This is a genomic window from Alcaligenes sp. EGD-AK7 (genome assembly GCF_000465875.3).
Classification (GTDB): domain Bacteria; phylum Pseudomonadota; class Gammaproteobacteria; order Burkholderiales; family Burkholderiaceae_B; genus Alcaligenes; species Alcaligenes phenolicus.
This window is the reverse complement of the sequence record NZ_AVOG02000001.1, coordinates 1,248,551-1,263,178: the sequence shown is the minus strand read 5'-3', so window position 1 is coordinate 1,263,178 and position 14,628 is coordinate 1,248,551. Positions and strand designations below refer to the sequence as shown.

Here is a 14,628-nt window from a genome sequence, read left to right as displayed (position 1 = left end):
TTGGCATTGCTTGCCATATGCCCATTTGCATGAGGCTAGCCGTGGGGCTTTTTTGGGGCCGTCTATGTGGAATAGTTGAAAGCAGGCGATTAATTGCTTCTGATGTTAAACCATTGATTTAACTGAGTTATTGATTATTTTATTTCAATGGTTTTAGATTAGCTGGTGCCGATGAAAGGAATCGAACCCTCGACCTTCTCATTACGAATGAGCTGCTCTACCGACTGAGCTACATCGGCTAACCTAAGACGATAAGTATATCCTGTTTTTTTCGGGTTTGTAAATTCTGCGCACGCATTTGGGCTGCGGCGTGCTATGTTGGGCGTTTTCAGCCTGTGAAGGGGACGATGATGCTGGGGATCAAGATCAGTTTGGTGGTAGCGGCTTTCTTGCCTTGGTTGGCGGCGATTTGTGCCAAAGCCGGTGGGGCGGGCTTTACGAATCATGAGCCTCGTCCGTGGCTGGCCAGCCTGTCGGGCTGGCGTGGTCGGGCCAATGCGGCGCAGGCCAATGCGTTTGAGGCCTTGCCGTTCTTTTACGCGGCTGTCTTGCTGGCCTTATGGTCGGGGGCGGATGCCTTGCGCGTGCAGAACCTGATGATTTCCTGGATTGTGCTGCGCGTGCTGTATTTGCTGATGTACATAATGGACAAGGCCACCTTGCGTTCGCTGGTGTGGTTCCTGGCCTTGGCCGTCAATATCTGGATTGTGTTCCTGCCCGTGCTGCGGACTTGATGAAATGAATAAGGGCCTGTTCTGTGCTTTTGATCAAGCATGGAACAGGCCCTGGGATTGCTTGCTTGGACTATTGGCAGGCCAGTCGCAAAGCTGGCCTGTTTTTATTTGCCGTTGCTATCTTGCTCTTCCGCTTCCACGCGGGCGCTGACGGCCGAAGGGAACAGGTCCCAGCAGGCAATGAACATGGCGGCGATCAGCGGGCCAATCACAAAGCCGTTCAGGCCGAAAATCGACAAACCGCCCAGGGTGGAGATCAGGATCACGTAGTCCGGGATCTTGGTGTCTTTACCCACCAGCAGGGGGCGCAGCAGGTTGTCTACCAGGCCGATTACCAAAATACCAAAGGCGGTCAGGATGATGCCGGGGACGTAGTGGCCCGAGACAAAGAAGTAGATGGCAACCGGAGCCCAGATCAGCGAGGCGCCCACGGCAGGCAGCAAGGACAGCACGGCCATCAGCACACCCCAGAACAGTGCGCCTTGAATGTCCAGGAACCAGAACATGACCCCGCCCAGCGCACCTTGGGTGGCTGCCACAGCGATATTGCCTTTGACGGTAGCGCGTACCACAGTGGTGAATTTGCGGAACAGATGGGTTTTCTGGCCCTCGCTCAGAGGGATCAACTGGCGGTAATGACGACCCAGCTCCACGCCATCGCGCAGCAGGAAGAACAGCATGTACAGCATGATGCCCAGGCTGACCAGGAACTGGAAGGTGTTCTGGCCGACGTTCAGGGCTTGTTTCGTCAGGAACTGGCCGCCTTGCACGGCAAACTCAGAGAACTTCTCTTGCAGGGATGCAAAGTCATGCAGACCAAAACGAGCGGCAAAATCCGTCACGCTAGGAGGCAGGGCATTCAGTATTTTTTGCAGGTAGGCGCCCGGATTGAGCTGACCGCTATTCATCAAATCGTACAAAGAGGCGATTTGTTGAACCAGGGAAATGGAAATCAGGATGACCGGAATAATGACGATCAAAATGATGACCAGCAAACTGATCAGGGCAGATAGAGACCGCCGGCCTTTGGTTTTAGCCAGCAGTTTGCGTTGCAAGGGGGTAAACAAGATAGCCAGAACGGCACCCCAGAATATGGCGCCATAAAAGGGAAGAAGTATCCAGACAAAGGCAGCGGATACAGCGGCCAGCAAAAGCAAAAAGGTATGGAATTGTAGATTTGGCCGGGTGGACATGGAGTTTTTCCATTAGCGTGAATTTGAGCCGATTGTAAGGGGGAATCCTTACTATGAGCGTGAATCTTGGTATCTGTTTATTGGGTTTCTGTGGGCTTTAAAACACGCTTGTTTTGCATATTCTTGTCATATGAGTTTTGCGCGGCAGGAGAGCCCCAAAAGTTGCTTCAAGTATGAAGGGTAAGCTGGGGGCGCCTGCTTGCGGGTAGCGGCGCCAGCCGGGTTGATGTATGGGCTTGGGGCTTATTGCTCCGGTTGGCGAGCCCGCTGCAAGTAATAGCTGCTGCGCCAGACATGCTGGCTGCTGCGTTCGAACCAGCGATGGGTGTCTGTGATGCGCAAGGTGCGTGAGACATCATCATGGCCTTGTGGCGCGGCTAGAAGCTGACTGCGAACGGCGCTTAACAAGTCGGCCAGGGCCTGGGCTCTGGCTTGTACTTGTTCCAGCCAATCAACAGGGGCTTGTCCGTGCAGGCCTTGCTGCGCCAGGGTATTGAGCTCTGTGGCCAGGGTTTGAGCTTGCTGGTAACGATTGTCCTGCAGGTCCGTGCTGGGCGGATGTTGCAGTCGGCTGCGCAGGCGCTGCATATGGTCAATGGTGTGCAAGAGCGCGCTGATACGGGCGGCAACGGCGGGATCATCGGCTGCGCTGGGGATGCGCAATACAAATTCGTAGGCTTGATCCAGGACTGTCTCGATTTGCTGCAGGTCGGCAGTGGCGGTGCTGGGGCGGCTCATGTTCAGACTGTGCTGATACAGGTTCAGCAGGCGCTGGGCCAACTCTTCCAGGGTGCGTTGTGTGGTTTCCAGGGCCAGGGCCGGTACTTGCAGCAAGCTGTCGTCCAGATGGTGCTGGGGCCGGGCAGCCCGGTCGGGTACCAGGCCTTGTACCCAGCGAGCAAACTGCTGGGTAAAGGGCAGGCACAAGGCAGCCCCCAGGCCGATGAACAGGCTGTGAAAGGCTGCCAGTCCTAATGCACCGGGAGGAACGTTGATGTAGGAGCCTGTGGCATACATGGCTTTCAGGAACAAGGGCAGGATCAGCAGCCCCAATAGACCGGCAATAACATTGAACAGAATGTAGGCAATGGCTGTGCGTTTTGCGTAAATGGTGCCACCGATCGCAACCAGTACGCCGGTTAGGGTGGTGCCTATGGAGGCTCCCACGACAATGGCGGCGGCCTGGTCAAAGCTGACGGCACCGGCATCCAATGCGGTCAAGGTCATGGCGATTGCGGCGGTCGAGGATTGCAGCACGGCGGTCAGAGCCAGGCCGGTCAGCATGATCAACAGGTGTGCGCCATAGCCTCCTGTTGGCATATGGGCCAGGCTGAAGCTGGCTGCCAGCCCTTGCATGCCGTCTTGCAGCATGCCCAATCCAAGAAATAGAGTGCCAAAGCCTGCCAGTGCCCGGCCCAGCTCCTTATAGCGACCGGGGGCAAGCAGTTTGAGCAGGGCACCCAAGCCGATCAACGGCAGGGTGTAAAAGCCCAGATTCACTTTCAGCCCCAGACCCGAGATGATCCAGCCGGTGGCGGTATTGCCCAGACTGGCACCGATGACTACGCCTATGGCTTGTGTAAAGGAAATCAGGCCTGCACTGACAAAACCAATCAGTGTGACGGTGGTGGCGGTAGAGGATTGGGCCAGCGCGGTAATCAGGGCGCCGGAAACAAAGGCCTTGATGGGCCTGCCGGTAAACGCCAGCAGGATCTGCTTGAGAGAGCCACCCGCAAAAGCCACCAGTCCTTCGGACAGCAGCATCATGCCAATCAGGAAAAGGCCAAGCCCCCCTAAAAAGGGAAAAAGAGTATCAAGCATAAAAGAGTGCAAGCAGCGAAATAATCGGCAGGTTCCGGCGCGACAGACCGGGATAGAAAACGGGATGCTGCATTATCGCCAGTTACGCAGCCTATGGAGTGAAATACTTCAGTGTTGCAAACTGGACGTTTCTGGAAGCGTATGTTGCAAACACAGCGGTTATTCTCTTTTTTGTGTATAAGAGCGCTTGGGCTTCTATGGCAAAAGAGAGGGCAATGTGGATTTTCGTAAAAGTGTGAAGCTGGCTGCAGGGGCCATGCTGCTGGGTGGTGTGGTTGCTGGCCAGGCACAGGCGGTGCAGATGTGGCATTCCGATACGGTCTTTGCGAATCAGGGAATGTGCGCTGCGAACTTTACTTTTGATTCCCAAATGGAGCCGGTGCAGCAACTGAGGGTTCATATTCAGGTGCTAAGCAAGAAGAACAATAAGCTGGTGGCCGAGGATGTGATCGAGGTGGACGATTTTGGAAGTTCCAGTGCCGATCGCTATGCCACTGGTTATTGGTATAACGAAATCGCTTGCGATCAGAATTTGCGAGTGGTGGTGACGGGGGCGACTGCAGTGATGAATGGCGAGCGTGTTGATTTGTTGGCCAAGGATCTGCTGGAAGTGGAGAACTTCGTGCCGTATGAGATCAGCATTACACCCGCAGGAGCCAAGTAAGCGATTCTGGATAGTGATCTTGCAGACAAGGCCTCTGGAGCAATCAAGAGGCTTTTTTCATGAGGCCAGACGTAGAAAAGCCCAGCTACTTGCGTAGCTGGGCTTTTTGTATTTTTGGCTCCCCGACCAGGGCTCGAACCTGGGACCTGCGGATTAACAGTCCGTCGCTCTACCGACTGAGCTATCGGGGACCAGCAAAGAAAATAATTATAGGGTAGGGCTATCGAGATTGTAAAGAGGTATTTTTTGAGAAGTTCATTTTCATATACGCAAAACTGGATGCGGCCTTGGCAATAGGCGTAAATCCTGATTTTTTCATTGGAAACATACCGTCTGGTCAATAAGGCTCATGAGCCTGGTTTGTAGCAAATGGTTGCAAGCCTTTTGTTTATTGGCTTTGCGACCGTATAGCCCATTTTTTGCTGAATTCTCTGTAGGTGAAAAACTAGGGAAAATGCGTATGAAACCCAGTAAACACGCTGGATTCAGTTTATTGACACCAATATTGTTTATGTCTGAAATATAAATGCTTGCAGTATATGTGCCTCAACTATCAAGCCCCTTTCATCCCTGTTTCAGGGCTGATCTGTTGAGCAGTTTTGCTTCAAGAAATAGGAGGGGGTGCAGGGGATTGACGTCGGGAAATCAGCTTTTCAGGCGGTGGGACCCAGCACTTGATCAAGAGCCGGACAACGATAAGAAATCCGGCATTCAGACGTTTACAGAGAACAGAGAACATGAAAAAAACTATCTTGGCAGCCATGTTGATGCCTGTGTTGGCGGTTCCCGCATACGCCGCATCAAACGTGACCTTGTACGGCGTGGTGGATACAGGCCTGGGCTACGAGCAGTGGAAAGGGAGCGACCTGAAAGGTGGCGCAGAGAAACAAAGCCGTTTTGGTCTGTACGATCAGGGCTGGATGGGTAACCGCTGGGGCCTGATGGGCAGTGAAGATCTGGGGGGCGGTCTGAAAGCCAACTTCATGCTGGAAAGCGGCTTTGATCTGAGCGATGGCAATATGCGCCAGAACCGCTTGTTTGGTCGTCAAGCTACCTTGGGTCTGAGCGGCGAATCCTGGGGGCGTGTGGATCTGGGCCGTCAAACCACTGTGACTTCCCTGTACGTTGCCGGTGTAGCCAGTCCCTTTGGTGGCAACGGCTATCAGTACGGTGTGGGTGCTGCATTTGATGCGGCCAACACGGTTCGTTACGACAATATGGTCGCCTACCAGAGCCCCGAGTTCTCCGGCTTCCAGTTCGGTGCTGGCTATTCTTTCAATACCAACGGCGCACAAAAGTGGGATCGTAGCGGTTTGACTGGCAATACCATCAACAGCGACGACGCTAACGTGAAAGCCTTTAGCGTGGCCATGCGTTACACCAATGGTCCTTTGAAAGCGGCCTTGAGCTTTGACCAGGCCCGTTATGGTTCGGCTCGTGAGCAAGGCGGCAACCTGGTTGCGGCTGAAAGCGGCAATGTCAGCGCCTGGAACCTGGCTGCCAGCTACAAATTCAGCTTTGCTACCTTGCACGCTGCTTTTGGCCAAAGCCGTAACGGTTACATCGGTGGCTCGCTGCAAACCGAACAGTTTGGTCCCGGACTGCACAAAGACCTGAAGGTTAACTCCTACGCGCTGGGCGTGACTGTTCCTGCAGGCAAGGCCGGCTCGGTTCTGGCTTCCTGGACCATGGCTGATCCACGCTCGACTCCACGCAGTACTGATGATGCCAAGACCCAGCACGTATTTAGCGCTGGCTACCTGCACAACCTGTCCAAGCGCACCAATCTGTACGCGATTGGCTCCTACGCTCGCAACATCGGCTACTACAGCGATCTGAAGAGCACGGTTGCCACGGTCGGTATCACGCACCGTTTCTGATCTTTCTGACTGATTCTGCCAGCTCCGGGTCGACGTAGTGCGTTAGCAGCGGCGGCATCGTCCCGGGCAGGGGCTAGGTCAGGGGAAAAGAGCCACAGCGGGGCGGCATCAACATGCAGTCCCGCTGTCTTTTTGGCTAAAGGATTTTGTTTGTCAAAATGTTAATGGCGCCGCTGCGTTGTTATCGGACAGACGCATTTTGCAAGGACAAAAAAAATCAGCCCAAAGCAAATGCTATGGGCTGATTTCAATGGCTTTCTTGGCTCCCCGACCAGGGCTCGAACCTGGGACCTGCGGATTAACAGTCCGTCGCTCTACCGACTGAGCTATCGGGGACCAGAGAAAAAGAATATAGCATGTATTTTGCGAAATGTGCAAGTTTTCATGGAGGAACAGCACAAAAGTTTTGGCATGTTGGTGCTGTTTTCACGGGTGGGCAGACTAAGTCCTTGTCTTTATTGAGGAGTTGGTTCGACATCGTGTCATTCGCGATCTTCCGGTTTTGGAGACTTGTGCACTCTAGTGGGCCATTGGCTGCGATATTGGCAGGGTCAACGTGGCCGCTGCCAGAAGCAAAGAGTAGAATCGACGGCTTGTTGACTCTTTTTTCGCTGGGGCCAGCAGCTCTTGTGCTGACGGTGTCGCCCTGCAAAGTGATAAATTCCCATGCAAGCTAGTCAAAGCTCCAGTGCGCAGCGCAGTTCCTTTTTAATTGGACTGGCCCTGTCGGGGGGCGGCTCTATTCTTTTCTCCGCCAAAGCGGTGGTTGCCAAGCTGACCTATCAATACGATGTCAACGCCTTGACCGTTATTGGCTTTCGAATGCTCTTGTCGCTGCCTTTCTTTCTGGCTATTGCCCTTTGGCAAGTGAAGAAAGTACGGCAGGGCAAGCTGGCCGCACTGACTGGTCGTCAGAAGCTGGAGCTGGTGGTGCTGGGCTTTCTGGGCTATTACCTGGCCAGTTTGCTGGACTTTATCGGCCTTGAATATATTTCGGCAGGCCTGGAGCGGCTGATTCTGTTTTTGTCGCCTACCTTTGTGCTGATGTTCTCCGCCATCTTTCTGAAACGACGCATTCTGCCCAAACAATGGCTGGCTCTGGCGCTGGCCTATTTAGGGGTAGGGCTGGTCTTTGTGCAGGACTTGAGCCTGACCGGCGATGATGTGCTGCTGGGTGCGCTTTGCGTGTTGGGTTCGGCCATTTCCTATGCCATCTACCTGATTGGTTCGGGCGAGCTGCTCAAGGCCATTGGTTCTACACGGCTGGTGGCTTATGCCATGTCCTTCTCGGCGGTCTACACCCTGATTCACTTTTTTGCCGTGCTGGGCTGGCAGGGGCTGGTGCAGCCTGCGCCGGTCTATGGCCTGTCCATGATTCACGCCGTCTGCAATACGGTTTTGCCGACCTTTATGACAATGTGGGCAGTGGAGCGAGTAGGCGCGCCCATGAGTGCTCAAATGGGGCTGATTGGCCCAGTTTCGGTTCTGTTTCTGGCGAACTGGTTTCTGGGGGAGCCGATTACGCTCATGCAATTGCTGGGTACGGCCTTTGTACTTAGCGGCGCGATGGTCTTGAGCCGCCGCTAAGTCTCGGCACAGGCTGGCTTACTTGCCGTTGTTGGCCAGCCGTTTTTCGATTTCGTCGCGGTGCACGTCGTAGGTGGTGAAACCGGCCAGGTTCTCCGGCATGTTCAGCTTGTCTCGATGGATCAGCGTCTGGCGAATATCATCCAGACCGCTACGCCAGTGCTCGCGCATGGTCATGCGACCAAACTGATAGTCCTTGTAGTGCTGCTCGTAGGGCTGGTTGCGGTAAATCAGGTGCACCACGTTGTAGCGCTTGTTGCTGGCCAGCTCTTCGGCCAGGCGGCACGGCAACAGGTCTTTGCGTTGATCTTCGGGGATCAGGGGGAGCAGCTCTGACAGGATATGACGCATGTACTGCGAATGACGCATGTCCTCGGTCACCATACGGGTACGGCTGGAGTAGCGGATCTCGTTCAAGCGGTCGCTGACTTCACCCATATTGTTGGGTACCGGGCCACGCGCACTCCACAAGTCCACTTGAAAAACCAGAGTGTCCCGGCGGGGTGACTGATCCAGCACATAAGAGAGCGGCGTATTGGAAACCAGACCGCCGTCCCAGTAATACTGACCATCAATTTCCACGGGGGCGAAAGCCGGAGGCAGGGCACCCGAGGCCATGAAGTGTTCGGCTCGCAAGGTGGTGCGATGGTTGTCAAAGTAAACAAAGTTGCCCGTGCCTACATTGACAGCACCTACCGAGATGCGCTGACGCTTGTCGTTGATGCGATCAAAGTCACATAAACGTTCCAGCGTGTCTTTCAGGGCGCTGGTGTCGTAATAGCTGGCACCTTCGGGCACGCCCGGTGTGGCTTGCATTGGAGGGGGGAAACGGGGGCGGAAAAAGCCACGCTGTCCCAAGACCAGGGCGTTGCTGGCATTGAAGGCGCTGATGGCCTCACGCATGACATCGTTGATACCAAAGAGGGCACGCTCCAGGCAGGCTGGGCTGGACCAGCCATAGTAGGGCTCGCAAATGGTATTCCAGAACTCCCGCAGGCGTTCTACCTGCCGCTCGGGGGGATTGCCCGCAATAATCGCGGTGTTCAAGGCCCCAATTGAAATCCCGGATAAACAGTCTGGCTCGATTCCTGCTTCCAGCAAGCCTTCATACACACCGGCTTGATAGGCTCCCAAAGCGCCGCCGCCTTGCAATACCAGGGCTACCGTTTCGTAGGGTGGCAAATAAGAGGGGCGGGCAAAAGCGGGGACATCTTGCGCTTGTGGCGTAGGAACAGTGTTCATGGCATCACTCGGTTCAAGAGGTGGGCAGGAGAGCGGGACTTATGGTCCCTTCTGTTTGTGCTGCACTGCAGCAAGAATAGCATTGCTGCGGGTGTCAACCATCATCAGAATGCAAACTTGCGTCAAGTTTCCGATGCGTTTGAACCGGACTCCGGGCTGTGTACATGTTCCGCAAAAGCGCTTAACACCTGGCTACGGTAGCGTTCTTTATGCAGGACCAGGGACAGGCGGCGCTTCAAATCCAGAAAAGGGGTGTCCAGGATGCGTAGTCGCTGATTGGCAACAGCATCCAGGGTAGCTGCCTGTGGCAGGCAAGCCAGGCCCAGTCCGGCGATGACCGCCTGTTTGATGGCTTCTACCTGACCCAGCTCCATCAGCACATGGCCGCCGGGCAGCACATTCAAGGCTTGTTCGGTCAGCGCTCGGGAGGCCGAGCCACGTTCGCGCATGATCCAGCTCATGCCCGCAAAGTCCTGTTTTTCCAAGGTGGCCTTGGTAGCCAGCGGGTGATCAGGGGCGGCGCAGACGACCAGCGCATCTTCGCGCCAGATCCAGGTTTCCAACTGAGGGTGATTGACCGGGCCTTCCACGCAGGCAATGTCGCAGCCATGTTCCAGCAATTGATTGATGATGTTGGCCGTGTTGTCCACGGACACATGCAGGGAGACGCGCGGGTGCTGGCGCACAAACTGCCCCACCAGATCCCCAATCAGATAGTTGCCGACGGTATTGCTGGCCCCGATGCGGATTTCACCACGCAACTCGCTTTCTTCCTGCTGGCTTTGCATCTCCCGCAGGCGCTCCAGAATTTCGCGAGCGTGCGGCAGCAATTGCTTGCCGCGGCTGGTCAGCTGCATGCGCCCTGGCGTGCGTTCAAAAAGGGGACAGTCCAGCTGCTTTTCCAGCTCGGCCAAAGCCATGCTGGCGGCAGGTTGGGACAAGTGAATCTGGGCGGCGCAAGCACGCACGGTGCCCAAGGTGGCAATGCCTACGAACACTTCCAGTTGTCTGATGCTGATCGCATTCATGATAAATAAAATTGATACTTACGATAAGTAATAATGAATTTTTTAATACTCGGGGTCAACCTAAAATTACTTTTACTTATTACATATCTGGAATGACGAGATGAGCAGTGTGACCGATTTACCAGCAGGAAGCACGACCCTGAAGGCACAGGGCAAATCGGGTTTCTCTCTGAAGCCGTCGCGTTGGTGGGGCTTTTTACTGGCGGTGGCCGTAGGTGTTGCGGCTATGGGCCTGGGCAAAGTGTGGCCTTTGATTGGCGGTCCGGTTTTTGCGATTGTCTTGGGCATGGTATTGCGTAACAGCATGGGCGTGGCTACGGTGTTTCAGCCCGGTTTGCGCTTTTCGTCCAAGGTATTGTTGCAGTGGTCGATTATTGGTCTGGGTTTTGGTTTGAGCCTGCCGCAAGTGATGCGTACCGGTATGGATTCGCTGGCGGTGACCCTGGTGACCTTGACGGTGGCGTTTGTGACGGCGCTGGTGCTGGGCCGAGCCTTGGGGATTCCTTCCAAGCTGCGCACCCTGATTGGGGTGGGGACAGCGATTTGTGGTGGCTCGGCCATTGCAGCGGTCACGCCTATTCTGAAGCCTGAGGAACATGAAACCGCACTGGCGATTTCCACCATTTTTATCTTCAATATTGTGGCCGTGCTGGTTTTCCCCTTGGCCGGTCACATGATGAATATGTCGGACGCAGGTTTTGGGGTGTGGGCGGGAACCGCCATCAACGATACGTCTTCAGTAGTGGCAGCAGGCTATAGCTACAGCCGTCAGGCCGGTGACCACGCCACTATCGTCAAGCTGACTCGGGCAACCTTGATCATCCCGATTTGCCTGATTCTGGCGGGTCTGGAAGTGTGGCGTTCGCGTCAGGCTGGTCGGGATTTTGACTTGATGCGTGTGTTTCCCTGGTTCATCGTCTGGTTCATGGTGGCCTCGGCTCTGCGCTCGCTGGGTTGGGTGCCGGTGGAGTGGCTGGAACCCCTGCGTTTTCTGGCTGAGTTCCTGATGGTTCTGGCCCTGGCAGCTATCGGTTTGTGTTCGGACTTGCGTGTGATGGCCCGAGCGGGCGTGCGGCCTGCCTTGCTGGGCTTGGGAGTCTGGATCGCGGTGGCGGTCAGCAGTTTGCTGGTACAGCGCTGGATAGGTGTCTGGTAAGACAGTTATGTAAAAAGCCCCTGTCAGTGGAAGATAACTTTCACTGACAGGGGCTTTTTTGTCGTCGGGCCGCCCCAAGACAAAAAGCTCCCCCTCGGGGGGCAGCAAGCCGAAGGCGTAGCGTGGGGGCTTTTTTTGTCGCCGGGCCGTCCCAAGACAAAAAGCTCTCCCTCGGGGGGCAGCAAGCCGTAGGCGTAGCGTGGGGGCTTTTCTTGTATGTGGGCTACTGGTTTAGACGAACCAGGACGCCGGGCTGCGATTCAGCGCCACGCCTACGATATAGGCAAAGATGGCAATCGCAATCAGGGCTGCCACGCCGCGGCTAAAGGCGGTTTTACCGCGCTTGATGGCATAGCTGCCCACCACAATGTAGACCACCAGCAACACAATCTTGGTCAGCAGCCAGGGCTGGTTGGCGGCTGCGCCCAACATGCCGGCCAGCGCCAGACCACAGACCAACAAGACGGTATCGATGACATGCGGGGCAATGCGCACAAAGCGATTCTGCAAACAGGATGATCCGCTGACTGACCAAAAGGCCCGAATAATGAAAAACAGAATGCTCAGCCCGGCGGCTGTCATGTGCAAGTGTTTGAGGGCCACGTAAGTCATGCCAGTTATTTCCTTCTGAAGTTCAGGGTGCAGAAAAGGGCAGTATACGCAGGCTGAGCCTTAAAAGTTTTTCTACGTCCGAGCCTGTGTCTGCCCGGACGCAAAAAAAAGTCATATTCAAAGCAGATTGACGGGCAGTTTCAGATAGATCTGACCATTGCTTTCTGGTTCGGGAAAGTGTCCGGCGCGGATATTGACTTGAATGGAAGGCAGGATCAGGCGTGGCATGCCCAGGGTTTTATCGCGTGCGCGGCGGCGCTCGCAAAACTGTTCCTGGCTGATGCCGTCGTGTACGTGGATGTTGCCGTCCTTCTGCTCCTGAACCGTGCAGTGGAACTGGGGCTCCCGTCCTTCAGGCGGATAGTCGTGGCACATGAACAAGACCGTATCTGCGGGCAGGGCCAGCAGGCGCTGGATGGATTCATAAAGCTGGCTGGCGCTGCCGCCCGGAAAGTCGCAGCGGGCGGTACCGACATCGGGCAGGAACAAGGTGTCGCCCACAAATACGCCCAGACCTTGAACGTGATAGGCCATATCTGCCGGGGTATGACCGGGCACGTGCAAAGCCTGCACTTGAATGGCGCCGATCTGGAACGGTTCCTGATCCTTGAACAGCGTATCGAAGGGTGTGCCGTTGGCCTGTATTTCGGCCTCTATATTAAAGATGCGGCTGAACGTGGACTGCACTTGCTTGATGTGTTTGCCAATGGCTATTTTCCCGCCCACCTGTTCTTGCAGCCAGACCGCAGCGGACAGATGGTCGGCATGGGCATGGGTTTCCAGAATCCATTGCACCTCCAGCTGATGCTGGCGCACAAAGTCCACGACCTTCTGGGCAGACACGGTGCTGCTGCGGCCGGAGGCGGCGTCGTAGTCCAGCACCGAGTCAATGATGGCGCATTCGCGTTGACCTTCGGCATAAACCACGTAGGTGAACGTGGATGTGTCCGTATGAAAGAAGCTGGCGACCTGGGCTTGGAGCATGTCAGACCTCTTGTTGCTTAAAAAATATGAAAAGATATTATATAATAATATATATTGTATTTTTGTAGAACGTTATGAATCAAACCGAACTGGAAGCCCTGCGACAGGTAGCGGGCCGAGCCAGCAGCTTGCTGGGCAGCCTGGCCAACCCTGACCGCCTGATGATTCTGTGCACGTTGGTGCAGGGCGAATGCAATGTGGGGGAGCTGGCGCAACGCAGTGGAATTTCACAACCTACTTTATCCCAGCAATTGACGGTTTTGCGGCGCGAAGAGCTGATTGCCAGCCGCAAAGAGGGCAAGTACGTCTATTACCGCCTGGAAAACCCGGCGGTGCTGGCTGTCATGCAAACTTTATATGGAATTTTTTGTGCCCCAGGAGGCATTGATGATCGCAATTGACTGGAGTTCCTTTACCCCATGGAGCGCCTTGTTTGGCGGCGCCTTGATTGGTTTGGCGGCCGCGGTGCTGGTGCTGTTCAATGGTCGGGTGTTTGGCATATCCGGCCTGCTGTCGGGCACCTGGAGCGGGGAGGCGGGTGACAAGGGCTGGCGCTGGATGGCCTTGCTGGGCCTGGCGGCGGCACCCTGGCTGTACCGCCTGGCCGGGGAAACCGTACCTGTCGTGCAGCCGCAGCCCTGGATGTGGGTGGTGGTAGCCGGTTTGCTGGTGGGGTTCGGAACCCGTTTGGGTTCGGGGTGCACCAGTGGTCATGGTGTGTGTGGTCTGTCGCGTTTGTCGCCCCGTTCTTTGGTGGCAACGCTGACGTTTATGGCCAGCGGCTTTCTGACCGTATTTGTCTTGCGTCATTTGATCTAAGGAGCCCGCCATGCACTATTTCATCGCTTTAGTTTCCGGCCTGATTTTTGGCTTGGGTTTATTGATTTCCGGCTTGGCCAACCCCAGCAAGGTGCTGGCGTTTCTGGATCTGGCCGGAGCCTGGGACCCGTCTTTGGCCTTGGTAATGGCCGCGGCAATTGCGGTGGCGATTGTGCCGTTCAGTCTGGCACGCCGTCGTCCTTGTGCTTTTGTGACTGGCCAGCCCATGAATCTGCCCAAGCAGCGTCAAATAGACCGTCCTTTGGTGTTGGGTGCTTTGATTTTCGGCGCTGGTTGGGGTGTGGCAGGTTTCTGCCCCGGACCGGCCATTGTGCTGGCTGCGTCGGGCGCACCGTTGGCTATTTTGTTTCTGGTCGCGATGCTGATCGGAATGTGGGCGGCAGGGCGGGTGCGTGGCTAAGGACCACGTCACACCGCCTTAGCCCAAATGGGTTGTGGGAGCCGGGACTTGATCCGGCTCCATATTCACCAATCCCTGCAAAATGCCGCAATGCTCCAGGCCACCGGCCTGTCCGCAGCGGTGACGCAGTTCAATCAGTTGTTTTTGCAGGTGTTCCAGCTCGGCAATGCGTACGGCCACATGCTCGATGTGTTCATCCAGCAAATCGTTGACCGGGGCGCAGTCTTGCGCTGGGCCGTCCATGAATGCCAGCAGGCCGCGAATTTCTTCGTGCGTCATATCCAGGCTGCGGCAGTTGCGAATAAAACGTAGCCGTTCCAGGTGGATGCTGCGGTACAGGCGGTAGTTGCCCTCGCTGCGCTCCGGCTCGGGCAGCAGCCCAACTTTCTCGTAATAGCGGATGGTTTCCGTGTTGCAGTGGCTTTTTTCCGCCAACTCACCAATTTTCATTGCTTGGCCTCCAAAGGGCTTGACCTTGTAGTTACTT

15 protein-coding genes and 3 tRNA genes are annotated in these 14,628 nt (G+C 55.5%); 8 read left to right on the top strand and 10 right to left on the bottom strand.

Annotation, left to right across the window (positions count from 1 at the left end; all coding sequences use genetic code 11):
* Positions 1-163: 163 nt before the first annotated feature.
* Positions 164-239: transfer RNA gene (locus N879_RS05955), tRNA-Thr, on the bottom strand.
* A 111-nt stretch (positions 240-350) separates the two neighbouring features.
* On the opposite strand from N879_RS05955, the gene N879_RS05950 reads away from it, so the two are divergent.
* A complete protein-coding gene (locus N879_RS05950; RefSeq protein WP_021446846.1) occupies positions 351-734 on the top strand; it encodes an MAPEG family protein in 384 nt (127 codons plus the stop codon).
* Positions 735-838: 104 nt separating this feature from the next.
* Here the strand turns inward: N879_RS05950 and N879_RS05945 are convergent, their stop codons facing one another.
* Both N879_RS05945 and N879_RS05940 read right to left on the bottom strand, forming a co-directional pair.
* A complete protein-coding gene (locus N879_RS05945) occupies positions 839-1,927 on the bottom strand; it encodes an AI-2E family transporter (protein ID WP_021446845.1) in 1,089 nt (362 codons plus the stop codon).
* A 243-nt stretch (positions 1,928-2,170) separates the two neighbouring features.
* Positions 2,171-3,748 carry a Na/Pi cotransporter family protein gene (locus tag N879_RS05940; protein ID WP_022983200.1) on the bottom strand — a complete coding sequence of 526 codons (1,578 nt, stop codon included), beginning with the start codon at positions 3,746-3,748 and terminating at the stop codon, positions 2,171-2,173.
* A gap of 217 nt (positions 3,749-3,965) precedes the next feature.
* Here N879_RS05940 and N879_RS05935 point away from each other — a divergent pair, with 217 nt between their 5' ends.
* A complete protein-coding gene (locus tag N879_RS05935; protein WP_021446843.1) occupies positions 3,966-4,412 on the top strand; it encodes an IrmA family protein in 447 nt (148 codons plus the stop codon).
* Between the two features lie 115 nt (positions 4,413-4,527).
* Here the strand turns inward: N879_RS05935 and N879_RS05930 are convergent.
* Positions 4,528-4,603, bottom strand: a tRNA-Asn gene (locus N879_RS05930).
* Positions 4,604-5,149: 546 nt separating this feature from the next.
* Here N879_RS05930 and N879_RS05925 point away from each other — a divergent pair.
* The gene (locus tag N879_RS05925; RefSeq protein ID WP_009456075.1) at positions 5,150-6,292 is read left to right on the top strand and encodes a porin; all 1,143 of its coding nucleotides are present in this window, start codon (positions 5,150-5,152) and stop codon (positions 6,290-6,292) included.
* A 260-nt stretch (positions 6,293-6,552) separates the two neighbouring features.
* On the opposite strand, the gene N879_RS05920 is transcribed toward N879_RS05925, so the two are convergent.
* Positions 6,553-6,628: transfer RNA gene (locus N879_RS05920), tRNA-Asn, on the bottom strand.
* A gap of 330 nt (positions 6,629-6,958) precedes the next feature.
* Here N879_RS05920 and N879_RS05915 point away from each other — a divergent pair.
* On the top strand, positions 6,959-7,879 hold the full coding sequence (locus tag N879_RS05915) for a DMT family transporter (RefSeq protein WP_009456073.1): 921 nt from the start codon (positions 6,959-6,961) through the stop codon (positions 7,877-7,879).
* 18 nt (positions 7,880-7,897) lie between these two features.
* On the opposite strand, the gene N879_RS05910 is transcribed toward N879_RS05915, so the two are convergent.
* Positions 7,898-9,121, bottom strand: a complete 1,224-nt coding sequence (locus tag N879_RS05910; RefSeq protein WP_021446842.1) for a patatin-like phospholipase family protein — start codon at positions 9,119-9,121, stop codon at positions 7,898-7,900.
* 122 nt (positions 9,122-9,243) lie between these two features.
* Positions 9,244-10,149, bottom strand: a complete 906-nt coding sequence (locus tag N879_RS05905; protein WP_009456071.1) for a LysR family transcriptional regulator — start codon at positions 10,147-10,149, stop codon at positions 9,244-9,246.
* A 100-nt stretch (positions 10,150-10,249) separates the two neighbouring features.
* On the opposite strand from N879_RS05905, the gene N879_RS05900 reads away from it, so the two are divergent.
* Complete coding sequence (locus N879_RS05900; protein WP_009456069.1) at positions 10,250-11,305, top strand: YeiH family protein; 1,056 nt, start codon at positions 10,250-10,252, stop codon at positions 11,303-11,305.
* Between the two features lie 231 nt (positions 11,306-11,536).
* On the opposite strand, the gene N879_RS05895 is transcribed toward N879_RS05900, so the two are convergent.
* Together N879_RS05895 and N879_RS05890 are read right to left on the bottom strand one after the other, a co-directional pair.
* Positions 11,537-11,917, bottom strand: coding sequence for a SirB2 family protein (locus N879_RS05895; protein ID WP_021446841.1), 381 nt, complete (start codon positions 11,915-11,917; stop codon positions 11,537-11,539).
* A gap of 117 nt (positions 11,918-12,034) precedes the next feature.
* Positions 12,035-12,901, bottom strand: coding sequence for an MBL fold metallo-hydrolase (locus N879_RS05890; RefSeq protein ID WP_009456066.1), 867 nt, complete (start codon positions 12,899-12,901; stop codon positions 12,035-12,037).
* A gap of 74 nt (positions 12,902-12,975) precedes the next feature.
* Here N879_RS05890 and N879_RS05885 point away from each other — a divergent pair, with 74 nt between their 5' ends.
* From N879_RS05885 to N879_RS05875, 3 genes are read left to right on the top strand one after another with little or no spacing between them, the layout of a single operon-like run.
* Entirely contained in the window at positions 12,976-13,302 is a 327-nt protein-coding gene (locus tag N879_RS05885) for an ArsR/SmtB family transcription factor (protein WP_009456065.1), read from the top strand.
* Positions 13,292-13,720, top strand: coding sequence for a YeeE/YedE family protein (locus N879_RS05880; protein WP_026484580.1), 429 nt, complete (start codon positions 13,292-13,294; stop codon positions 13,718-13,720). Before N879_RS05885 ends, N879_RS05880 begins: the two co-directional genes overlap by 11 nt.
* 10 nt (positions 13,721-13,730) lie before the next feature.
* Positions 13,731-14,141: a DUF6691 family protein gene (locus tag N879_RS05875; protein WP_009455401.1), complete on the top strand. Its 411-nt coding sequence runs from the start codon at positions 13,731-13,733 to the stop codon at positions 14,139-14,141.
* Between the two features lie 18 nt (positions 14,142-14,159).
* Here the strand turns inward: N879_RS05875 and cadR are convergent, their stop codons facing one another.
* Entirely contained in the window at positions 14,160-14,591 is a 432-nt protein-coding gene (cadR, locus tag N879_RS05870) for a Cd(II)/Pb(II)-responsive transcriptional regulator (protein ID WP_021446839.1), read from the bottom strand.
* Positions 14,592-14,628: the final 37 nt, after the last annotated feature.